Source organism: Pseudomonas sp. SJZ077, assembly GCF_007993905.1.
GTDB lineage: Bacteria > Pseudomonadota > Gammaproteobacteria > Pseudomonadales > Pseudomonadaceae > Aquipseudomonas > Aquipseudomonas mandelii.
This window is the reverse complement of the sequence record NZ_VIUJ01000030.1, coordinates 1-16,266: the sequence shown is the minus strand read 5'-3', so window position 1 is coordinate 16,266 and position 16,266 is coordinate 1. Positions and strand designations below refer to the sequence as shown.

Below are 16,266 nucleotides of genomic sequence, written 5' to 3'. Positions count from 1 at the left end.
TCAGTGACTGCCAAAGACTATCGATGGAATGCATTTCAAACCAGTTCATGGAAGCCGATACGAGTTGAAGGAAACTTCCGACGAGCTTGCCCAGAAATTTCGCAGCCGTTGCCATCATGCTTGGTCGAGTCGACTAGCCAATCTATCAGCGATATGACGCAACCAAAGTTCACCTGATTTCCATGCATGCCAGTAGCAGTAGTAACAGCTCAACTCTTTCAACAAGTAATCCCGTAATACAAACTCATCTTTCCGCTGACCAAGCAAAATATTGAGCTCATGCTGCACAACCAATAGGTCCTCAGGATCGGAGTCAGTTAAAAAAGCCTCAATCACCTGCTCAGCTGTGTCATGTTCGACTGTCCAATCTTGATGAAAATAAGCCCCAAAAAAATCGTGTAACTCTGGAAACTCTCTGCTCATATCTCTGGAAACCCCGTAAGTAAAAAATATCCCTCAGGTCGCCGTGCATCCTTTATCAACACCAACAATACCTTCGTCGCTGGCACAGCATCGGTACTTCCGTTCGGCACGCTGACGCCTATTGGGTACGGAAATTCATGGGTAACAGTCGTTCTCCCTTTATTCCCCTTAAGAAATTCTTGGATTTTTGTTTTGTTTGCGTCTAATGCTCTCGCAGAAGCCGACTCGGCAGTAGCACGATCAGGAAATGTAGATGCCGCAGGAATTTTGGGTTCCGCTTCTAGCCTTTGAACTAACTGCATATCCGTCCTACCTATGTGCTTAGCGATTAGATGCCCACCTTGAGCTTCATGCGCAGCTAACCCCCCTCCAGGAACGATTTCGCTATACGGTCCAACGACCTCTTGGGCGCCGGGGCACGGATTACAAGCCAACCCCAACGGATCAACCCACCCCGTCGGATTCGGCGTGTACTGATACTGGTTCAGCCCACCCGCCAACTTGATCGGGTCCGGCGTCAGATACCGTCCAACCTCTGGATCATAGTACCGATGCCGGTTGTAATGCAGACCACTCTCCGCATCAAAGTACTGCCCCTGAAACCGCAACGGTTGCTCAAGTTGCTCGCCCCCGCCGAACGTCTGGCGAGTGACTTTGCCGTAGGCGTTGTACTTCGCTGACCAGACGATCTCGCCACCAAAATCGGTCAGTTCCTGCGGTGTGCCGAGGTGGTCGAGTTGGTAGTAGAACGGGCAGGCTTTGCGTGGGCCTTTGCCGTCGAGCATCGCCAGCGGGCGGAAGCTGCCGGGTTCGTAGACGTAGCTGCGGTAGTGTTCGCGGCTGCTTTCGGCGATGAGGTTGTCGCCTTGCCAGAAGAACTCGGTGGTTTTGCCGTCGACGGTTTTGGCGATGCGGCGGCCGAAGGCGTCGTAGCGGTAACTGGCGGTGCGACCGTCCGGGGTGGTGACGCCGAGCAATCGGTGCTGGCAGTCGTAGCGGTATTCGGTGACCAGTTTTTGCGCGGTGCCGCGGCGTTCGCGGATCAGGTTGCCGAAGGCGTCGTAGTCGTAATGGCGGTCGCCCTGCATCAGCAGGCGATTGCCTTTAACGGTCGCCAAGCCAGGCCGATCCTGCATCAGCAGGTTACCGGCCGGGTCGTGGGCGAAGCTTTCCGCCGGGTCGTCGCGGGTGTGACGGACGCGGGTCAGGCGGTTGAGCGGGTCGTATTGGTAGTTGCGCTGGCCGTGACGGGTGTCGGCGATGCTGTCGAGATTGCCGTTGGCGCTGTAGGCATAGTCGCGGCGATACAGCGTTTGGTGCTGCTGTCTGACAGCGTGGGCCTTCAAGCGGCCTTGATCGTCGTAGGCATATTCGCTGAGCAGTTGGCCTTGCTGACGTTGCTGCTCGCGACCAAACGCAAATTGGTGGCTGGAAAGCCTTGCGCCGTTGAGGTCGATTGCGGTCAGTGCGCCGCCCTTGGCGTGGTGATAATCGAGTTTGCTGCCATCCGGCAGGCGCAGGCGATTGAGTTGGCCGCAGGCGTCGTAGCCATAACGCAGCGTGCCCCAACCCTGATGCTCGGTGATCAGCCGATCCTGTTGGTCGTACTCGAATTCCAGCGGATGGTCGTGGCCATCGTCGACGCCAATCAGTCGGCCGAGGCTGTCGTAGCGGTATTCGACCTTGACGCCGTCGGGCAGCGTTTTGACCAGCAAGCGCCCTGCCGAGTCTCGTTCATAGGCGGTGGCGAGCTGCGAACCATCGTCGCCAAACTCGGTTTTCTCCAGCAGATGGCCGTTGAGGTCGTAGGCATACGCCGTGCGTCGGCCGTCGAAGCCGGTTTCCTGTCGGATCAATCCGCCGGGGGTGTAGTCCAGCTGATATTTTTCGCCGGATTCGTTTTCGATTTCCGTGAGCAACAGCTGCGCGTTGTCGTAGCGATACTTCAGCTGGGTACCGTCGGCATTGAGCCGGCGGCTGACCAGGTGAAGGTCGTCGAGGTATTCGTAGCGGGTGACGCGGCCGAGTTCGTCGCGTTCGGCGGTGATTTTTCCGTAGGCGTTGTAGCTGTAGGCGCGACTTGCACCGGTAGGAAGAATCGTCTGGATCAGTCGGCCAACAGCGTCCCATAGCGACTTCGTGACCGCGCCGTTTTCGTCCTGACGGGTAATCTGCCGCCCGAGCGCATCGTAGGAAAACCGCCGTACGCCACCGTCCGGCAGCGTCTCTTCGACCAGTTGCCCCAAGCCATTCCAGACGAACACATGCCGGCTGGTGTCCGGGTAGCGGATCGACAGCAACTGACCTTTTTCGTCGTAGTGATAGTGGGTGACATGGCCATCGGGATCGGTCGCTTCGGTGACATCCCCCTGCGCATTGCGCTGATACTTCCACACCGCTTTGCCGCGATAGCGTGCGTGCAGGAAACCGTTGCGATACTCGTAGGCCGTTGGCTCATCTTCTGGCGGAATCAGCGCCACCAAGCGTCCGACTTCGTCGTAGCGGTATTCGGTGACCGCGCCGAGCGGGTCCTGCTCGGCAATCAGCCGACCCTGGTCGTCGTAGGCCTTGAGGTGTTCACCGCCATCCAGTTCGACCTTGCGCACCAGCCGCGCCCGGTCGTCGTGGACGTAAACCTCTTCGCTGCCGTCGATGTTGTGGACGGTGACGCTGCCCTGGTCATCCCAGGTATACCGCGCGTCCATCTGCGCAAACGACGCCCAGTGGCGGATGCATCGGGCGGCCTTGCCGGACCTTTCCCACTCCCAGAAGAAACTCGCCCCACCGGCCAATTGCCGCTGGAGAATGACGTGCTGATCGTCGTAGTCGTAGCGCTCGCTTTCGCCGGCGGCATTGGTGGCCTCGATGAGTCGACCGCGTTCGTCGTAGCGGTAACCGACCAGTGTTTGCTCGGTCTGCCAGGCTTCGTCCAGGGTTTGGGCCGGGGCGAAAACCTGATAATCGACGGCGACCAAGTGACTGCATTCATAACGCAACAACAAGGCGCGGCCCGCACCGTTGTCGAGGCGCCGAATGCGGCCCTGACGATCGCGGGTTATGCGCAGGCGGTTGTCGTATCCGTCACTGATCGCTGTAAGTAAACCATTACGAAAATGGTAGAAACGTGACTCGTCGCCGGCGACGGCGAGGATCAATTCTTCGGGTTCATTGCCAACGTAAATCGCGGCGCGCGACAGGCTGTTATGAATCGCCGGGCGTTCAGCGGACGGCAGCGGGAACGTGGTGCGGCGGTTCTCGTGGTCAATCCAGATGACGGTGTCGCCGTCGATTTCCAGTCGATGGGAGAGCGAATGGCTCCAGCCAAATCCGAGACCGCAGTCGATTTCGGCAGCACTGGTGCGATAGAGCCGGGCAAAGTCGAACGGCAGAATGCCGTCCAGCGAACCGTCGATGAGGGTCAGCAGTTCTTCGCCGGTAACCATCGACACCGGGCATTTGTTGGTGGCGGTTTTATCGACGGAATCGGCACTGTCGCCGTTGGGGTTTTTCGCCTGATCCGGGACGTTGTCGTGGTGTTCGTTTTGTTTGAGTGTGGTGTTGCGTTTGGCGTCCCAGCGCAGTTGCATGCGACCTTTTTTCAGGCCTGCCGCTACACCGCGTGCGGCCACTTTTTTGTAGCGGTCAACGTAGGTAATGAAGCTGTTGGTGATGTTGAAGATGGCTTTGACGAAGCCCACAACAGCGTCGACGATTCGGGCGCCGTAGTTGGCAAGGCGCATCCCCAAATAGGCAACGCCTGCGCCTGCGCCCGCAAAAGTCAGAACAACCCCGATCAGAATATCGATGAGCAGTTGCACCACCACGGTTGAAAGCGCTTCGGCAGTTTTGCCGGCGATTTCACTGGGGGGCAGCATCTCCAGCCAGAGGCTTGCCGTGCGCAGCAACAGACAAAGGGCCGCTTCATCGCTGACCAGCAGCTGGACCTTTTCCATTGTTGCCGGGAGTTTCTCTGCCAGTTCGGCAAGCTTGTCGGCCCCATCGCCCAAGCGGCCAACGAACTTTCGGGGATCCTGGAGAATGTCCGAGAGCAGGCTGATGCTGTCCCAGACACCGGTAATCGCCTCCCAACTTCCCGCGAGTATTCCATTACCGGCGGCCGCAAATGTCGACTGCGACCATTGCGGCTTGAACCCTTCCCACTCGTTGCGCAGCCAACTGTCCAGCTCTTGGGTCAGGCCATCGTAAGAGGAGAACAGGTCTTCGATTTGATCCGATGAAACGTCACTCTGGACATGAACGCGATAGAACTTGCCAGGCGTGCCTTCGAACTGTCCCTTGCCGTTTTCGTCGAGCGGGACCGCGGTGCTCTCACCCCCGTCCATGGCGATCACATCGACCTGAATATTCCCCAGCGGGATGTCATAAACCGATTCAAACTTGCTCTCGATCTCCAGAATTCCGTTCGCAGGACACTGTGCCAAACCCGAGAGAAAATCATCGTCGCGACTGCTCACCGCTGTCGTCGAATCGCCAAGCTTTATCAGCCGCTCCATGCCCACCAGCGAAGGCATGTCCATCGACCGGCTGATCTTGTCCGCATTCCGACTCAAGAAACTGCCGAGCTGCTCGCGATACACAACCAACGTGTCTTTGAAACCGTCGAGCTCCTGCTCGATCCGCACAATCTGGTCCATCAGTTCCGCTCCGCCATCAGGTAATCCGCCAAGGCTTGTTTCGGTGCTTGAGGCAGGTCCGGCGTCTTCAGAAAGGTCGCAACCTTGTGCCGCAATACACGCGCCGAAAACGCCTCAAAAAGATCAGGACGGTCTTCGCTCAACCACTTCATCAAGTTGTTGATCCGGGTTGTCGCGGACTCGGCGGCGAGGTCGTCGAGCAGCGATTCGGACACTTCCCACCACGGAAAAACCCTGGAGACTTTCAATGCGCTGCCGCCGATATCGAGCGGCTGCCCATTGATCAAACAACGGTCAAGCACAGGCATTAACTGCGTTGGGTTAACGTCGGCAGACTGAAGAATCGGCAGCAAATAGCGCCCATCCCAGAACCGAAAAAACACCGCCCTGCCGTTGGGCAAAAGCACTTGTGTAAGGCTGCGCAGATGTTCGACCAGCGCTTCTTGAGACGCAGAAGAAACCGCCAGCCAACCCCAGTCACGGGACTCGGTCGTGGCGACCCACTGAAGAAACTCACTGCTTGCGGGAACGATTCCTACATAGGGCATCACCGGTTCCCACTCGGCATAGGTGGTGTCGGCCCAGATCGGGCTCGGCGCTTGGGCCGGGGTCGAGAGCTGCCAGGCTTTCATCGGCTGCGACGCACTGGCGTTGCCGAAAATCGCGAACAACTGCTCGCCGGGTTTGAGCGGTTGGCGTTCCAGCCAGGCGTGGGGTGACATGCGATCAGGCGGCACAGACACCGTCCTTGCAGCGCTCGCATTCTTCGCAGAACGGCGCGTCGCTTTGCAGGCTCATGATCTGTGCGGCGCTCAGCAGGGCGGCTGGGGCGGCGACGAGTTTCAACGGCGTATTTGGCGACACGGGCGTAGCGGCCATAGACGGCATCAACGCGCCCCCGACCTGAATCGGAACGCTGCTGAAAATCCCGCCAGGACCGATGTTGATCCACTGCCCGCCCGCCTGAATCGTCGCGCTGGCACCGCCGTCGATCACCACTTGCTGACCGGCGCTGACATGGAACTGCTGGCTGGCGTTGAGCGCCTGACTGGATACGCGGATGTACCGGTCGCCCATCACCAGCAAGTGATCGTCGAGCTTCACTTCGGCCTGGCGCTGGCCATGGGTGATGCGTTGCTCGTCAGCCTTCAGCTCATGGCGAGCGGTCCCCGTGACGACGATGCTGCGCTGGTTATCGACCTGCACCTGCTGATCATTCAACACGTGCTGGGTCCAGTTTCGCTGGGCGCGCAGGTAGATTTCCTCGGCGCCTTTGCGATCCTCGATGCGCAATTCGTTGTAACCGCCGCCGCCCGGACTACTTTGGCTGCGGAAAATGCTGCGGGTCTTGTCGGCGGGCAGATCCAGCGGCACCGGTGTTGCGGCGTTGGGCAGGCACCCCATCACCAGCGGTTTGTCGGCATCGGCGTCGATGAAACCCACCAGCACTTCCATGCCCACTCGTGGGATCAGCACGCTGCCGTAATGGTCGTGGGCCCAGCCCGTGGCGACCCGCAACCAGCAACTGGAATGCTCATTGAGCTGACCGTCGCGGTCCCAAGCGAGCTGGACCTTTACCCGGCCGAACTCATCGCAATGGATTTCGCTGTCGACAGGACCGGTGACCACGGCAGGTTGGTAGCCGAGCATGCGCGGCTTTTCCGGTCCCAGTGGTGGACGAAATGAAACATCCCACGGCGTCGCCAGAAAGGTATTGCGATAACCCTGGAAATCATCCGGGTCATCACTGGTGGCCGACTCCTCCAGCACTTGCGGCTGTCGGCCACGGTGTTCGATTTCAGTGATCAGCCACAGGTCGTTCCACGCCTGACGCGGGTGCTCGGCGAGGTGCAGGAAATGTCCGCTGACCAAGGCAGAATCGTCGCCACGACCTTCGGCCTGACGGAAGTCTGCGTTGTGCCGTTCCAGCGCTCGCTGTGTCAGCTGTTTGCCATGCTCGCGGTCAGTGAATTGGCCGGGAAAGAGGTAATCCTCCAGCACCGGACGCTGTTCGCTGTCGACCCGGTTTTCCAGGGAGAGACGCGGTTTCTGGAAGTCGTAATCGCGCCGGGTGACCGCCGTGGTGCGGGTCTCCAGACGCACGTTGAAACGCTTGATGGCCGGCGCGTCCGCCGCCATGCCACTGCCCGGCAAGTACAGCGTCGGCTCAGGCAGGCGCGGGAATACTGTCTGATCATCGCCAAACACCAGCAGATGTTCGTCGGGGCTGTGCTGGAAGTGGTAATGAATGCCGATCTCGGCACACAGGCGCTGGATAAACGCGAGGTCGCTTTCGGCGTATTGCACGCAGTATTCGCGCGGTGAGTAGTCGCTGCCGAGCCGGAACTCGAAGGCATCGCGCTGGATGCCATGGTCCTTGAGGACCTGCGCGATGATCGCTGGCACGCTTTGGTGCTGGAAAATCCGCTGGTTGATGCGCTGACCGAGGTAGGCCAGTCGCGGTACGAGACTGATTTGATAGCCCGTCAGACGTTTCCCGGAATCGCTTTGACCGACGCGAAAGATCTGACCGTGTACGCCAGAACCTTGTGCATCGAAACTCAGAAACGCCTGACGATGCAGCAGGTTTTCGAGCTCGATGTCTGGCCGGTCGCTGACCAGTTCCAGATCGAAGCGGTAGGGTTGGCTGATGGCTTCCGTGCCTGTGAACTCAAGCACCTTGAGCTCAATCTGGACGCCGTCGATCGTCAACGTGAAACGCGGTTGATTGGCAGGAGCGAACATCCGATGTGTCTCTGCAGAATGAGGGCGGGCGATTCTGCATGAGCGACAAGGGGTGTTGAGGGAGGGACAGGAAAATCAGATTTGCCCTACTTTTTTAGGGATTTGTCCTTCAAGAATTGGAATGTTTGGCTACAGACATTCTCTGCAAAGTAGTGTGTTGCAGCTGATGACCTCTTCGCAGGCAAGCCTAGCGCCCACAGTTTTGTGGCGAATCGCCAACCCTGCAGGAGCGAGGCTTGCCCGCGAAAGGGCCATAAAAAACACCCAATCTTTTCCCGCAGACAAAAAAACGGCCCGCCTCCAAAAGGAAGCGGGCCGTTTTCATGTTCGGCGAAAGCTCAGAGCCTTAGCTCATCCCTATCACTTGTTCAGGCGGAAATCAGCCTCGGCAGCGGCGAAACGCTGAAGCATGCCCTGAGTCGGCGCGCCCAGCTTGCTGACGATGTAGATGGCCAGGCTGGCGAAGATGAAGCCCGGGATGATTTCGTACAGGCCCAGCAGTTCGAAGTGCTTCCAGACGATCACGGTGATCGCGCCGACCAGGATGCCGGCCAGTGCGCCGTTGCGGGTCATGTCTTTCCAGATCACGGAGATCAGGACCACCGGACCGAACGCAGCACCGAAACCGGCCCAGGCGTAGCTGACCAGACCCAATACGCGGTTTTCCGGGTTAGCGGCCAACGCGATGGCGATCAGGGCAACCAGCAGCACCATGGCGCGGCCGACCCAGACCAATTCAACCTGGGAAGCGGTTTTACGCAGGAAAGTTTTGTAGAAGTCTTCGGTCAGGGCGCTCGAGCACACCAACAGTTGGCAGCTCAAGGTGCTCATGACCGCAGCCAGAATGGCCGACAGCAGGACACCGGCAACCCATGGGTTGAACAGGATTTTCGCCAGTTCGATGAACACGCGCTCTGGGTTTTCGGTCACAGGGCCGGCCAGTTCGGGGTGTGCCGAGAAGTAAGCGATACCGAAGAAACCTACAGCGACGGTGCCGCCCAGGCACAGGATCATCCAGGCCATGGAAATGCGACGTGCCTTGGCGATCGACTTGACCGAATCCGCCGCCATGAAACGCGCGAGGATGTGCGGCTGGCCGAAGTAGCCCAGGCCCCAGCCCATCAGCGAGATGATGCCGATGAAGGTGGTGTTTTTCAGCATGTCGAAGTTGCTTGGATCCTGCGCTTCGATGGCCAGGAACGTGGTGTCGACGCCGCCGGTGGCCAGCAGCACGATGATCGGCGTCAGCAACAGGGCGAAGATCATCAGCGTGGCTTGTACGGTGTCCGTCCAGCTCACGGCCAGGAAACCGCCGACGAAGGTGTAGGCAATCGTCGCCGCAGCACCGGCCCACAGCGCGGTCTCGTAGGACATGCCGAAGGTGCTTTCGAACAGACGGGCGCCGGCCACAATGCCGGAAGCGCAGTAGATGGTGAAGAACACCAGGATCACGACGGCGGAGATGATCCGCAGCAGGCCGCTTTTGTCTTCGAAACGGCTGGAGAAGTAATCCGGCAGGGTCAGTGCATCGCCGTTGTGCTCAGTCTGCACGCGCAGACGGCCGGCGACGAACAGCCAGTTCAGGTAAGCACCGATGATCAGGCCGATGGCGATCCAGCTTTCGGACAGACCGGACATGTAGATGGCGCCCGGCAGGCCCATCAACAACCAGCCGCTCATGTCGGAAGCACCGGCAGACAATGCCGTCACGACGCTGCCCAGGCTGCGACCGCCCAGAATGTAGTCAGAAAGGTTGTTGGTGGAGCGATAGGCCATGAAGCCGATCAGCACCATTGCTGCGATGTAGATCACGAACGTGATCAGAGTTGGATTGCTAACGCTCATTAAGTTTCGCCCTGGCTTTGTTTTTATGTAGCGGCGGCTGGTGAACCGCGCGCAAACGACGACGTTTGACAGACGATTTCAGGTCCCGCGCATTTATGACTGATGTTTCCCCAGGAAAGCCATCAGCCGGTACACCAGTCTTTTATGACCGGTTGCACCTTGGCCGCGAATGCTATTCAACAAAGCAAATAAGGTGCAACCCATTTTTCGAGAATAAGTTGCACCTAGTCGGATTTACCTGAAAAACCCCTGTTTTTGCTCCCTTTTAGGGCAGTCCTGACGGTTTACTAGAATGAAAAGCACCAAGTCAGCGCGGTACGTTCGTTCCGGAATTTATTTCCTGACGAGCTGCCTATTATTCCGACAAAAAAAGGGTTGCACCCGGTTGCACCTCAAAGGTTGCCCAGCTAATCTTGCGGCCAGCTGATGCCACGCGGTCGTGGCAAACATGAGGATAAAAATATGGCTACCACCACCCTTGGGGTCAAACTTGACGACCCGACCCGCGAGCGCCTCAAGGCGGCCGCGACCTCGATTGATCGCACGCCGCACTGGCTGATCAAGCAGGCAATTTTCAATTACCTGGAAAAACTCGAGGGTGGTGCAACCCTGACCGAGCTGAGCGGTTTGACCAAGGATTCCGACGAAGCCGTCGATGCGCCTATGGATCACGCCCATCAGTGCTTCCTCGAATTTGCCGAAAGCATCCTGCCGCAATCGGTGCTGCGCGCCTCGATCACTGCCGCTTACCGTCGCCCGGAACCTGAAGTGGTGCCGATGCTGATCGAGCAGGCGCGTCTGCCGGCGGCGATGGCCGAAGCCACTAACAAGCTCGCCTCCTCGATCGCCGAAAAACTGCGCAATCAGAAGAGCGCCGGCGGCCGTGCCGGAATTGTTCAGGGTCTGTTGCAGGAATTTTCCCTGTCGTCTCAGGAAGGCGTCGCGCTGATGTGCCTCGCCGAAGCGCTGCTGCGCATCCCGGACAAAGGCACCCGTGACGCGCTGATCCGCGACAAGATCAGCACCGGCAACTGGCACCCGCACTTGGGCAACAGCCCGTCGCTGTTCGTCAACGCCGCGACCTGGGGCTTGTTGCTGACCGGCAAACTGGTCGCCACCCACAATGAAGCGGGCCTGACTTCCTCCTTGAGCCGCATCATCGGCAAGAGCGGCGAGCCGATGATCCGCAAGGGCGTCGACATGGCCATGCGCCTGATGGGCGAGCAGTTCGTGACCGGCGAAACCATCGCCGAAGCCCTGGCCAATGCGAGCAAGTTCGAAGCCAAGGGTTTCCGCTATTCCTACGACATGCTGGGTGAAGCCGCACTCACCGAGCATGATGCCCAGAAATACCTGGCCTCGTACGAACAAGCCATCCACTCGATCGGCAAAGCCTCCCACGGTCGTGGGATTTATGAAGGTCCCGGCATTTCCATCAAGCTCTCGGCACTGCACCCGCGTTACAGCCGTGCGCAGTACGAGCGCGTGATGGACGAGTTGTACCCGCGCCTGCTGTCGCTGACCCTGCTGGCCAAGCAATACGACATCGGCCTGAACATCGACGCCGAAGAAGCCGACCGCCTCGAACTGTCGCTGGATCTGCTGGAGCGCCTGTGCTTCGAGCCACAACTGACCGGCTGGAACGGCATCGGTTTCGTGATCCAGGCTTATCAGAAGCGTTGCCCGTATGTGATCGACTACGTGATCGACCTGGCTCGTCGCAGCCGTCATCGCCTGATGATCCGCCTGGTAAAAGGCGCGTACTGGGACAGCGAAATCAAGCGCGCCCAGGTCGAGGGCCTGGAAGGCTATCCGGTCTACACCCGCAAGGTGTACACCGACGTTTCCTACATCGCTTGCGCACGCAAGCTGCTGTCGGTGCCGGAAGTCATCTACCCGCAGTTCGCCACGCACAACGCCCACACCCTGTCGGCCATTTACCACATCGCCGGTCAGAACTATTACCCCGGTCAGTACGAGTTCCAGTGCCTGCACGGCATGGGTGAACCGCTGTACGAACAGGTTGTAGGCAAAGTTTCCGAAGGCAAGTTGAATCGCCCGTGCCGCGTGTACGCCCCGGTCGGTACTCACGAAACGCTGTTGGCGTATCTGGTGCGTCGTCTGCTGGAAAACGGCGCGAACACTTCGTTCGTCAACCGCATCGCCGACCAATCCATTTCGATTCAGGAGCTGGTGGCCGATCCAGTGGCCAGCATCGAGCAGATGGCGACGCTGGAAGGCGGCTTCGGCCTGCCGCACCCGCGTATCCCGCTGCCGCGTGATCTTTATGGTGCCGAGCGCGCCAACTCCAGCGGCATCGACATGGCCAACGAACATCGTCTGGCTTCGCTGTCCTGTGCTTTGCTGGCCACCGCTCACAATCACTGGAAAGCCGCGCCGATGCTCGGTTGCGCGTCCAGCACTGAAACCCCGGCTCCGGTGCTGAACCCGTCGGATCTGCGTGACGTCGTCGGCCACGTACAGGAAGCAACCGTCGAAGACGTCGACAACGCGATCCAGTGCGCCCTGAAGGCTGCACCGATCTGGCAGGCCACTCCGCCCGCCGAACGCGCTGCGATTCTGGAACGTGCCGCCGATTTGATGGAAGGCGAGATCCAGCCGCTGATGGGCCTGCTGGCTCGCGAAGCCGGCAAGACCTTCGCCAACGCCATCGCCGAAGTGCGTGAAGCCGTGGACTTCCTGCGTTATTACGCGGTGCAGGCGCGTAACGATTTCACCAACGACGCCCACCGCCCATTGGGTCCGGTGGTCTGCATCAGCCCGTGGAACTTCCCGCTGGCAATCTTCAGTGGCCAGGTAGCTGCTGCACTGGCCGCAGGCAACCCGGTATTGGCCAAGCCTGCGGAACAAACCCCGCTGGTAGCGGCTCAAGCCGTGCGCTTGCTGCTCGAAGCCGGGATTCCGGAAGGCGTGCTGCAACTGCTGCCGGGCCGTGGCGAAACCGTCGGCGCCCGTCTGGTCGGCGACGATCGGGTCAAAGGCGTGATGTTCACCGGCTCCACCGAAGTCGCTCGTTTGCTGCAACGCAATGTCGCCGGTCGCCTGGATGCACAGGGTCGTCCGATTCCGCTGATCGCCGAAACCGGTGGCCAGAACGCGATGATCGTCGACTCTTCGGCACTGACCGAACAGGTGGTGATCGATGTGGTGTCGTCGGCTTTCGACAGCGCCGGTCAACGTTGCTCGGCCCTGCGCGTGCTGTGCCTGCAGGAAGATTCCGCTGACCGTGTGATCGAAATGCTCAAGGGCGCCATGGCTGAATGCCGTCTGGGCAACCCTGAGCGCCTGTCCGTGGACATCGGCCCGGTGATCGACGCCGAAGCCAAGGCCGGCATCGAGAAGCACATCCAGGCCATGCGCGACAAAGGTCGCAACGTGTATCAGGTGGCCATCGCCAACAGCGAAGAAGTCAAACGCGGCACCTTCGTGATGCCGACCCTGATCGAACTGGAAAGCTTCGATGAGCTGCAACGTGAGATCTTCGGTCCGGTGCTGCACGTGGTTCGCTACAAGCGCAAAGACATCGATCAACTGATCGGTCAGATCAACGCTTCCGGCTATGGCCTGACGCTGGGTGTGCACACCCGGATCGACGAGACCATCGCCAAGGTGATCGACAACGTCAACGCCGGTAACGTCTACGTAAACCGCAACATCGTGGGTGCCGTGGTCGGCGTACAGCCGTTCGGTGGCGAAGGCTTGTCGGGCACCGGCCCGAAGGCCGGTGGTCCGCTGTACCTGTACCGTTTGCTGTCGACGCGTCCTACCGATGCCATCGAACAATCCTTCGCTCGCGGCGACGCCATCGCAGCACCGGATGTCCGTTTGCGTGATGCCATGAGCAAACCACTGACCGCCCTGAAGGCGTGGGCCGACAGCAACACGTTTGCAGATCTGAGCACGCTGTGTGTGCAGTTCGCGGCGCAATCGCAAAGCGGCATCACCCGTGTCCTCGCTGGCCCGACTGGCGAGCGCAACAGCTACGCCATCCTGCCGCGTGAACACGTGCTGTGCCTGGCGGAAGTCGAAGGCGATCTGCTGACGCAGCTGGCGGCGGTATTGGCTGTCGGCGGTTCGGCGGTGTGGCCGGAAGCTGAATTGACCAAAGCGGTGTTCGCACGTCTGCCGAAGGAAGTTCAGGCGCGAATCAAGCTTGTTTCCGACTGGAGCAAGGACGAAGTGGTGTTTGATGCGGTTCTGCATCATGGCCATTCCGACCAGCTGCGTGCCGTGTGCCAGCAAGTGGCCAAGCGTGCCGGGGCGATTGTCGGGGTTCATGGTCTGTCGCAGGGCGAGACCAGCATTGCGCTGGAGCGTCTGGTGATTGAGCGGGCGTTGAGCGTCAACACCGCTGCGGCGGGTGGTAACGCCAGCTTGATGACCATCGGCTAAACCGCAACAAAACCGGGCAACCGCAATGGCTGCCCGGTATGCAAAATCCTGTAGGAGTGAGCCTGCTCGCGATAGCGCTCTGTCATCCGACCTATTTATTGGATGACACACCGCTATCGCGAGCAGGCTCACTCCTACAGTTGTTTTGGGGTGTCTGGTAAGTCGGTGCTCTGATCTACCATCACGCTCATCAATCATCCTGTTCAGCTTTTATTCTCACGCCTAGACTCGGTCCATTCCAAAAAAAGGTAGGCCGCCATGTCCGAGACGCTGCTCAGTTCCCGCAATCTGGCTTTCGAGCTGTACGAAGTCCTCGATGCCGAGGGCCTGACACAGCGTGAGCGTTTTGCCGAGCACAACCGCGAAACCTTCGATGCCGCCATCGGCACGGCCCGAAACATCGCCGAGAAGTTCTTCGCGCCACACAACCGCAAGAACGACGAGAACGAGCCGCGCTACGAGAACGGTCAGGCGATTCTGATTCCGGAAGTAAAACCGGCGGTGGATGCGTTTCTCGAAGCCGGTTTCCTCAACGCCGCGCGCAGCTTCGACGCCGGCGGCATGCAACTGCCTACGCTGCTGTCCCAGGCCTGCTTCGCGCATTTCCAATCGGCCAACGCGGCATCGACCTCGTACCCGTTCCTGACCATGGGCGCGGCGAACCTGATTGAAAGCTTCGGCACCGATGAGCAGAAGCAGCGTTTCCTGCAACCGATGATTGACGGTCGTTTCTTCGGCACCATGGCCCTGACCGAACCGCACGCCGGTTCTTCGCTGTCGGATATTCGTACACGCGCCGAGCCTGCGTCTGACGGCACCTATCGACTCAAGGGCAACAAGATTTTCATCTCCGGTGGCGATCACCCGCTCTCGGAGAACATCGTGCACATGGTCCTGGCGAAACTGCCGGATGCACCGGCCGGGGTGAAAGGGATTTCGTTGTTTATCGTGCCCAAGTTCCTGGTCAACGATGACGGCAGCCTCGGCAAGCGTAACGACGTCTTGCTGGCAGGCCTGTTTCACAAGATGGGCTGGCGCGGCACCACCTCCACCGCGCTGAACTTCGGCGATAACGGTGAGTGCGTCGGCTATCTGGTGGGCAAGGCGCACCACGGTCTGAGCTACATGTTCCAGATGATGAACGAGGCGCGGATCGGCGTCGGCATGGGCGCGGTGATGCTCGGCTATGCCGGGTATCTGTATTCCCTGGAGTACGCCCGCGAACGTCCGCAAGGTCGCGTGCCGGACAGCAAGGATCCGAACACCGCGCCAGTGGCAATCATTCAGCACGCCGACGTCAAGCGCATGCTGCTGACGCAGAAAGCCTATGTCGAAGGCTCGTTCGACCTTGGGTTGTATGCGGCGCGGCTGTTCGATGACACCACGACGCTGGAGACCGAAGACCAGCGCAAACAGGCGCACGAACTGCTGGATTTGCTGACACCCATCGTCAAATCCTGGCCCTCGGAGTTTTGCCTGAAGGCCAACGAACTGGCGATCCAGATTCTCGGCGGCCACGGCTACACCCGCGAATACCCGGTGGAGCAGTATTACCGCGACAACCGTTTGAACCCGATCCACGAAGGCACCCACGGTATTCAGTCGCTGGATTTGCTGGGACGCAAACTGGCGCAGAACGGAGGGGCGGGGCTCAAGCAGCTGATCCGCTTGATTGCCAACACTGCCGAACGCTCGCAGGCACATGAGTCATTGACTGCGTTGCGTGAACCGCTGGAGAAGCTGGTCGCGCGCCTGCAAACGGTGACCATCGGCTTGCTGATGGATCTGGGCCAAGGCAAGGTCAACAGCAGTCTGGCGAACTCGGCGCTGTACCTGAAAGTGTTCGGGCACACGGTGATCGGCTGGCGCTGGCTGGAACAGGCGATTCGCGCCGAGGAAGGGTTGGCGAAGGGAAATGCGGCGAATGTGAGCTTCTATAAAGGCAAGCTGCAGGCGGCGCGGTATTTCCTGACCTGGGAAGTGCCGGGTTGCCACCATGAGCTGGCGATTCTTGAGGCTCGGGATGATGTTTGCCTGACGATGCAGGATGAGTGGTTCTGATCAGAATTTTTTGCTGCTGCTGAAATCCAATCGCGAGCAGGCTCGCTTGTATGTTTAGACTTGAAGGGGTGGGTGGGACTAAAGCTCGTCATCTGACTCTAACCAGTACAGACCGTGGGAGACT

General features: G+C 59.4%; 7 protein-coding genes. 2 read left to right on the top strand and 5 right to left on the bottom strand.

Translation table 11 applies throughout. The features are described 5' to 3' along the window. Nucleotides 1–114: 114 nt before the first annotated feature. The 5 genes from FBY01_RS29400 to putP all read right to left on the bottom strand — a co-directional run bounded on the left by FBY01_RS29400 (nt 115) and on the right by putP (nt 9,668). Nucleotides 115–423: a contact-dependent growth inhibition system immunity protein gene (locus FBY01_RS29400; RefSeq protein ID WP_145310692.1), complete on the bottom strand. Its 309-nt coding sequence runs from the start codon at nt 421–423 to the stop codon at nt 115–117. Beyond that, the gene (locus tag FBY01_RS29395; RefSeq protein ID WP_178113321.1) at nt 420–5,078 is read right to left on the bottom strand and encodes an RNase A-like domain-containing protein; all 4,659 of its coding nucleotides are present in this window, start codon (nt 5,076–5,078) and stop codon (nt 420–422) included. The genes FBY01_RS29400 and FBY01_RS29395 overlap by 4 nt, the downstream gene beginning before the upstream one ends. Continuing rightward, nucleotides 5,078–5,815 carry a DUF4123 domain-containing protein gene (locus FBY01_RS29390; protein ID WP_010464330.1) on the bottom strand — a complete coding sequence of 246 codons (738 nt, stop codon included), beginning with the start codon at nt 5,813–5,815 and terminating at the stop codon, nt 5,078–5,080. Before FBY01_RS29390 ends, FBY01_RS29395 begins: the two co-directional genes overlap by 1 nt. Next, a complete protein-coding gene (locus FBY01_RS29385; RefSeq protein WP_145310690.1) occupies nt 5,805–7,823 on the bottom strand; it encodes a type VI secretion system tip protein VgrG in 2,019 nt (672 codons plus the stop codon). The genes FBY01_RS29390 and FBY01_RS29385 overlap by 11 nt, the downstream gene beginning before the upstream one ends. Nucleotides 7,824–8,183: 360 nt before the next feature. Beyond that, nucleotides 8,184–9,668, bottom strand: a complete 1,485-nt coding sequence (putP, locus tag FBY01_RS29380) for a sodium/proline symporter PutP (RefSeq protein WP_010464334.1) — start codon at nt 9,666–9,668, stop codon at nt 8,184–8,186. 462 nt (nt 9,669–10,130) lie between these two features. On the opposite strand from putP, the gene putA reads away from it, so the two are divergent. Further along, nucleotides 10,131–14,081: a trifunctional transcriptional regulator/proline dehydrogenase/L-glutamate gamma-semialdehyde dehydrogenase gene (gene putA, locus FBY01_RS29375; protein ID WP_145310687.1), complete on the top strand. Its 3,951-nt coding sequence runs from the start codon at nt 10,131–10,133 to the stop codon at nt 14,079–14,081. 258 nt (nt 14,082–14,339) lie between these two features. Then, the gene (locus FBY01_RS29370; RefSeq protein ID WP_145310685.1) at nt 14,340–16,142 is read left to right on the top strand and encodes an acyl-CoA dehydrogenase; all 1,803 of its coding nucleotides are present in this window, start codon (nt 14,340–14,342) and stop codon (nt 16,140–16,142) included. Nucleotides 16,143–16,266 lie beyond the last annotated feature (124 nt).

Excerpts from the sequence above, each read along its gene's own strand:
- FBY01_RS29400 (WP_145310692.1), bottom strand. The coding sequence starts at position 423 with ATGAGCAGAGAGTTTCCAGAGTTACACGATTTTTTTGGGGCTTATTTT.
- FBY01_RS29395 (WP_178113321.1), bottom strand. The coding sequence starts at position 5,078 with ATGGACCAGATTGTGCGGATCGAGCAGGAGCTCGACGGTTTCAAAGAC.
- FBY01_RS29385 (WP_145310690.1), bottom strand. The coding sequence starts at position 7,823 with ATGTTCGCTCCTGCCAATCAACCGCGTTTCACGTTGACGATCGACGGC.
- putP (WP_010464334.1), bottom strand. The coding sequence starts at position 9,668 with ATGAGCGTTAGCAATCCAACTCTGATCACGTTCGTGATCTACATCGCA.
- putA (WP_145310687.1), top strand. The coding sequence starts at position 10,131 with ATGGCTACCACCACCCTTGGGGTCAAACTTGACGACCCGACCCGCGAG.
- FBY01_RS29370 (WP_145310685.1), top strand. The coding sequence starts at position 14,340 with ATGTCCGAGACGCTGCTCAGTTCCCGCAATCTGGCTTTCGAGCTGTAC.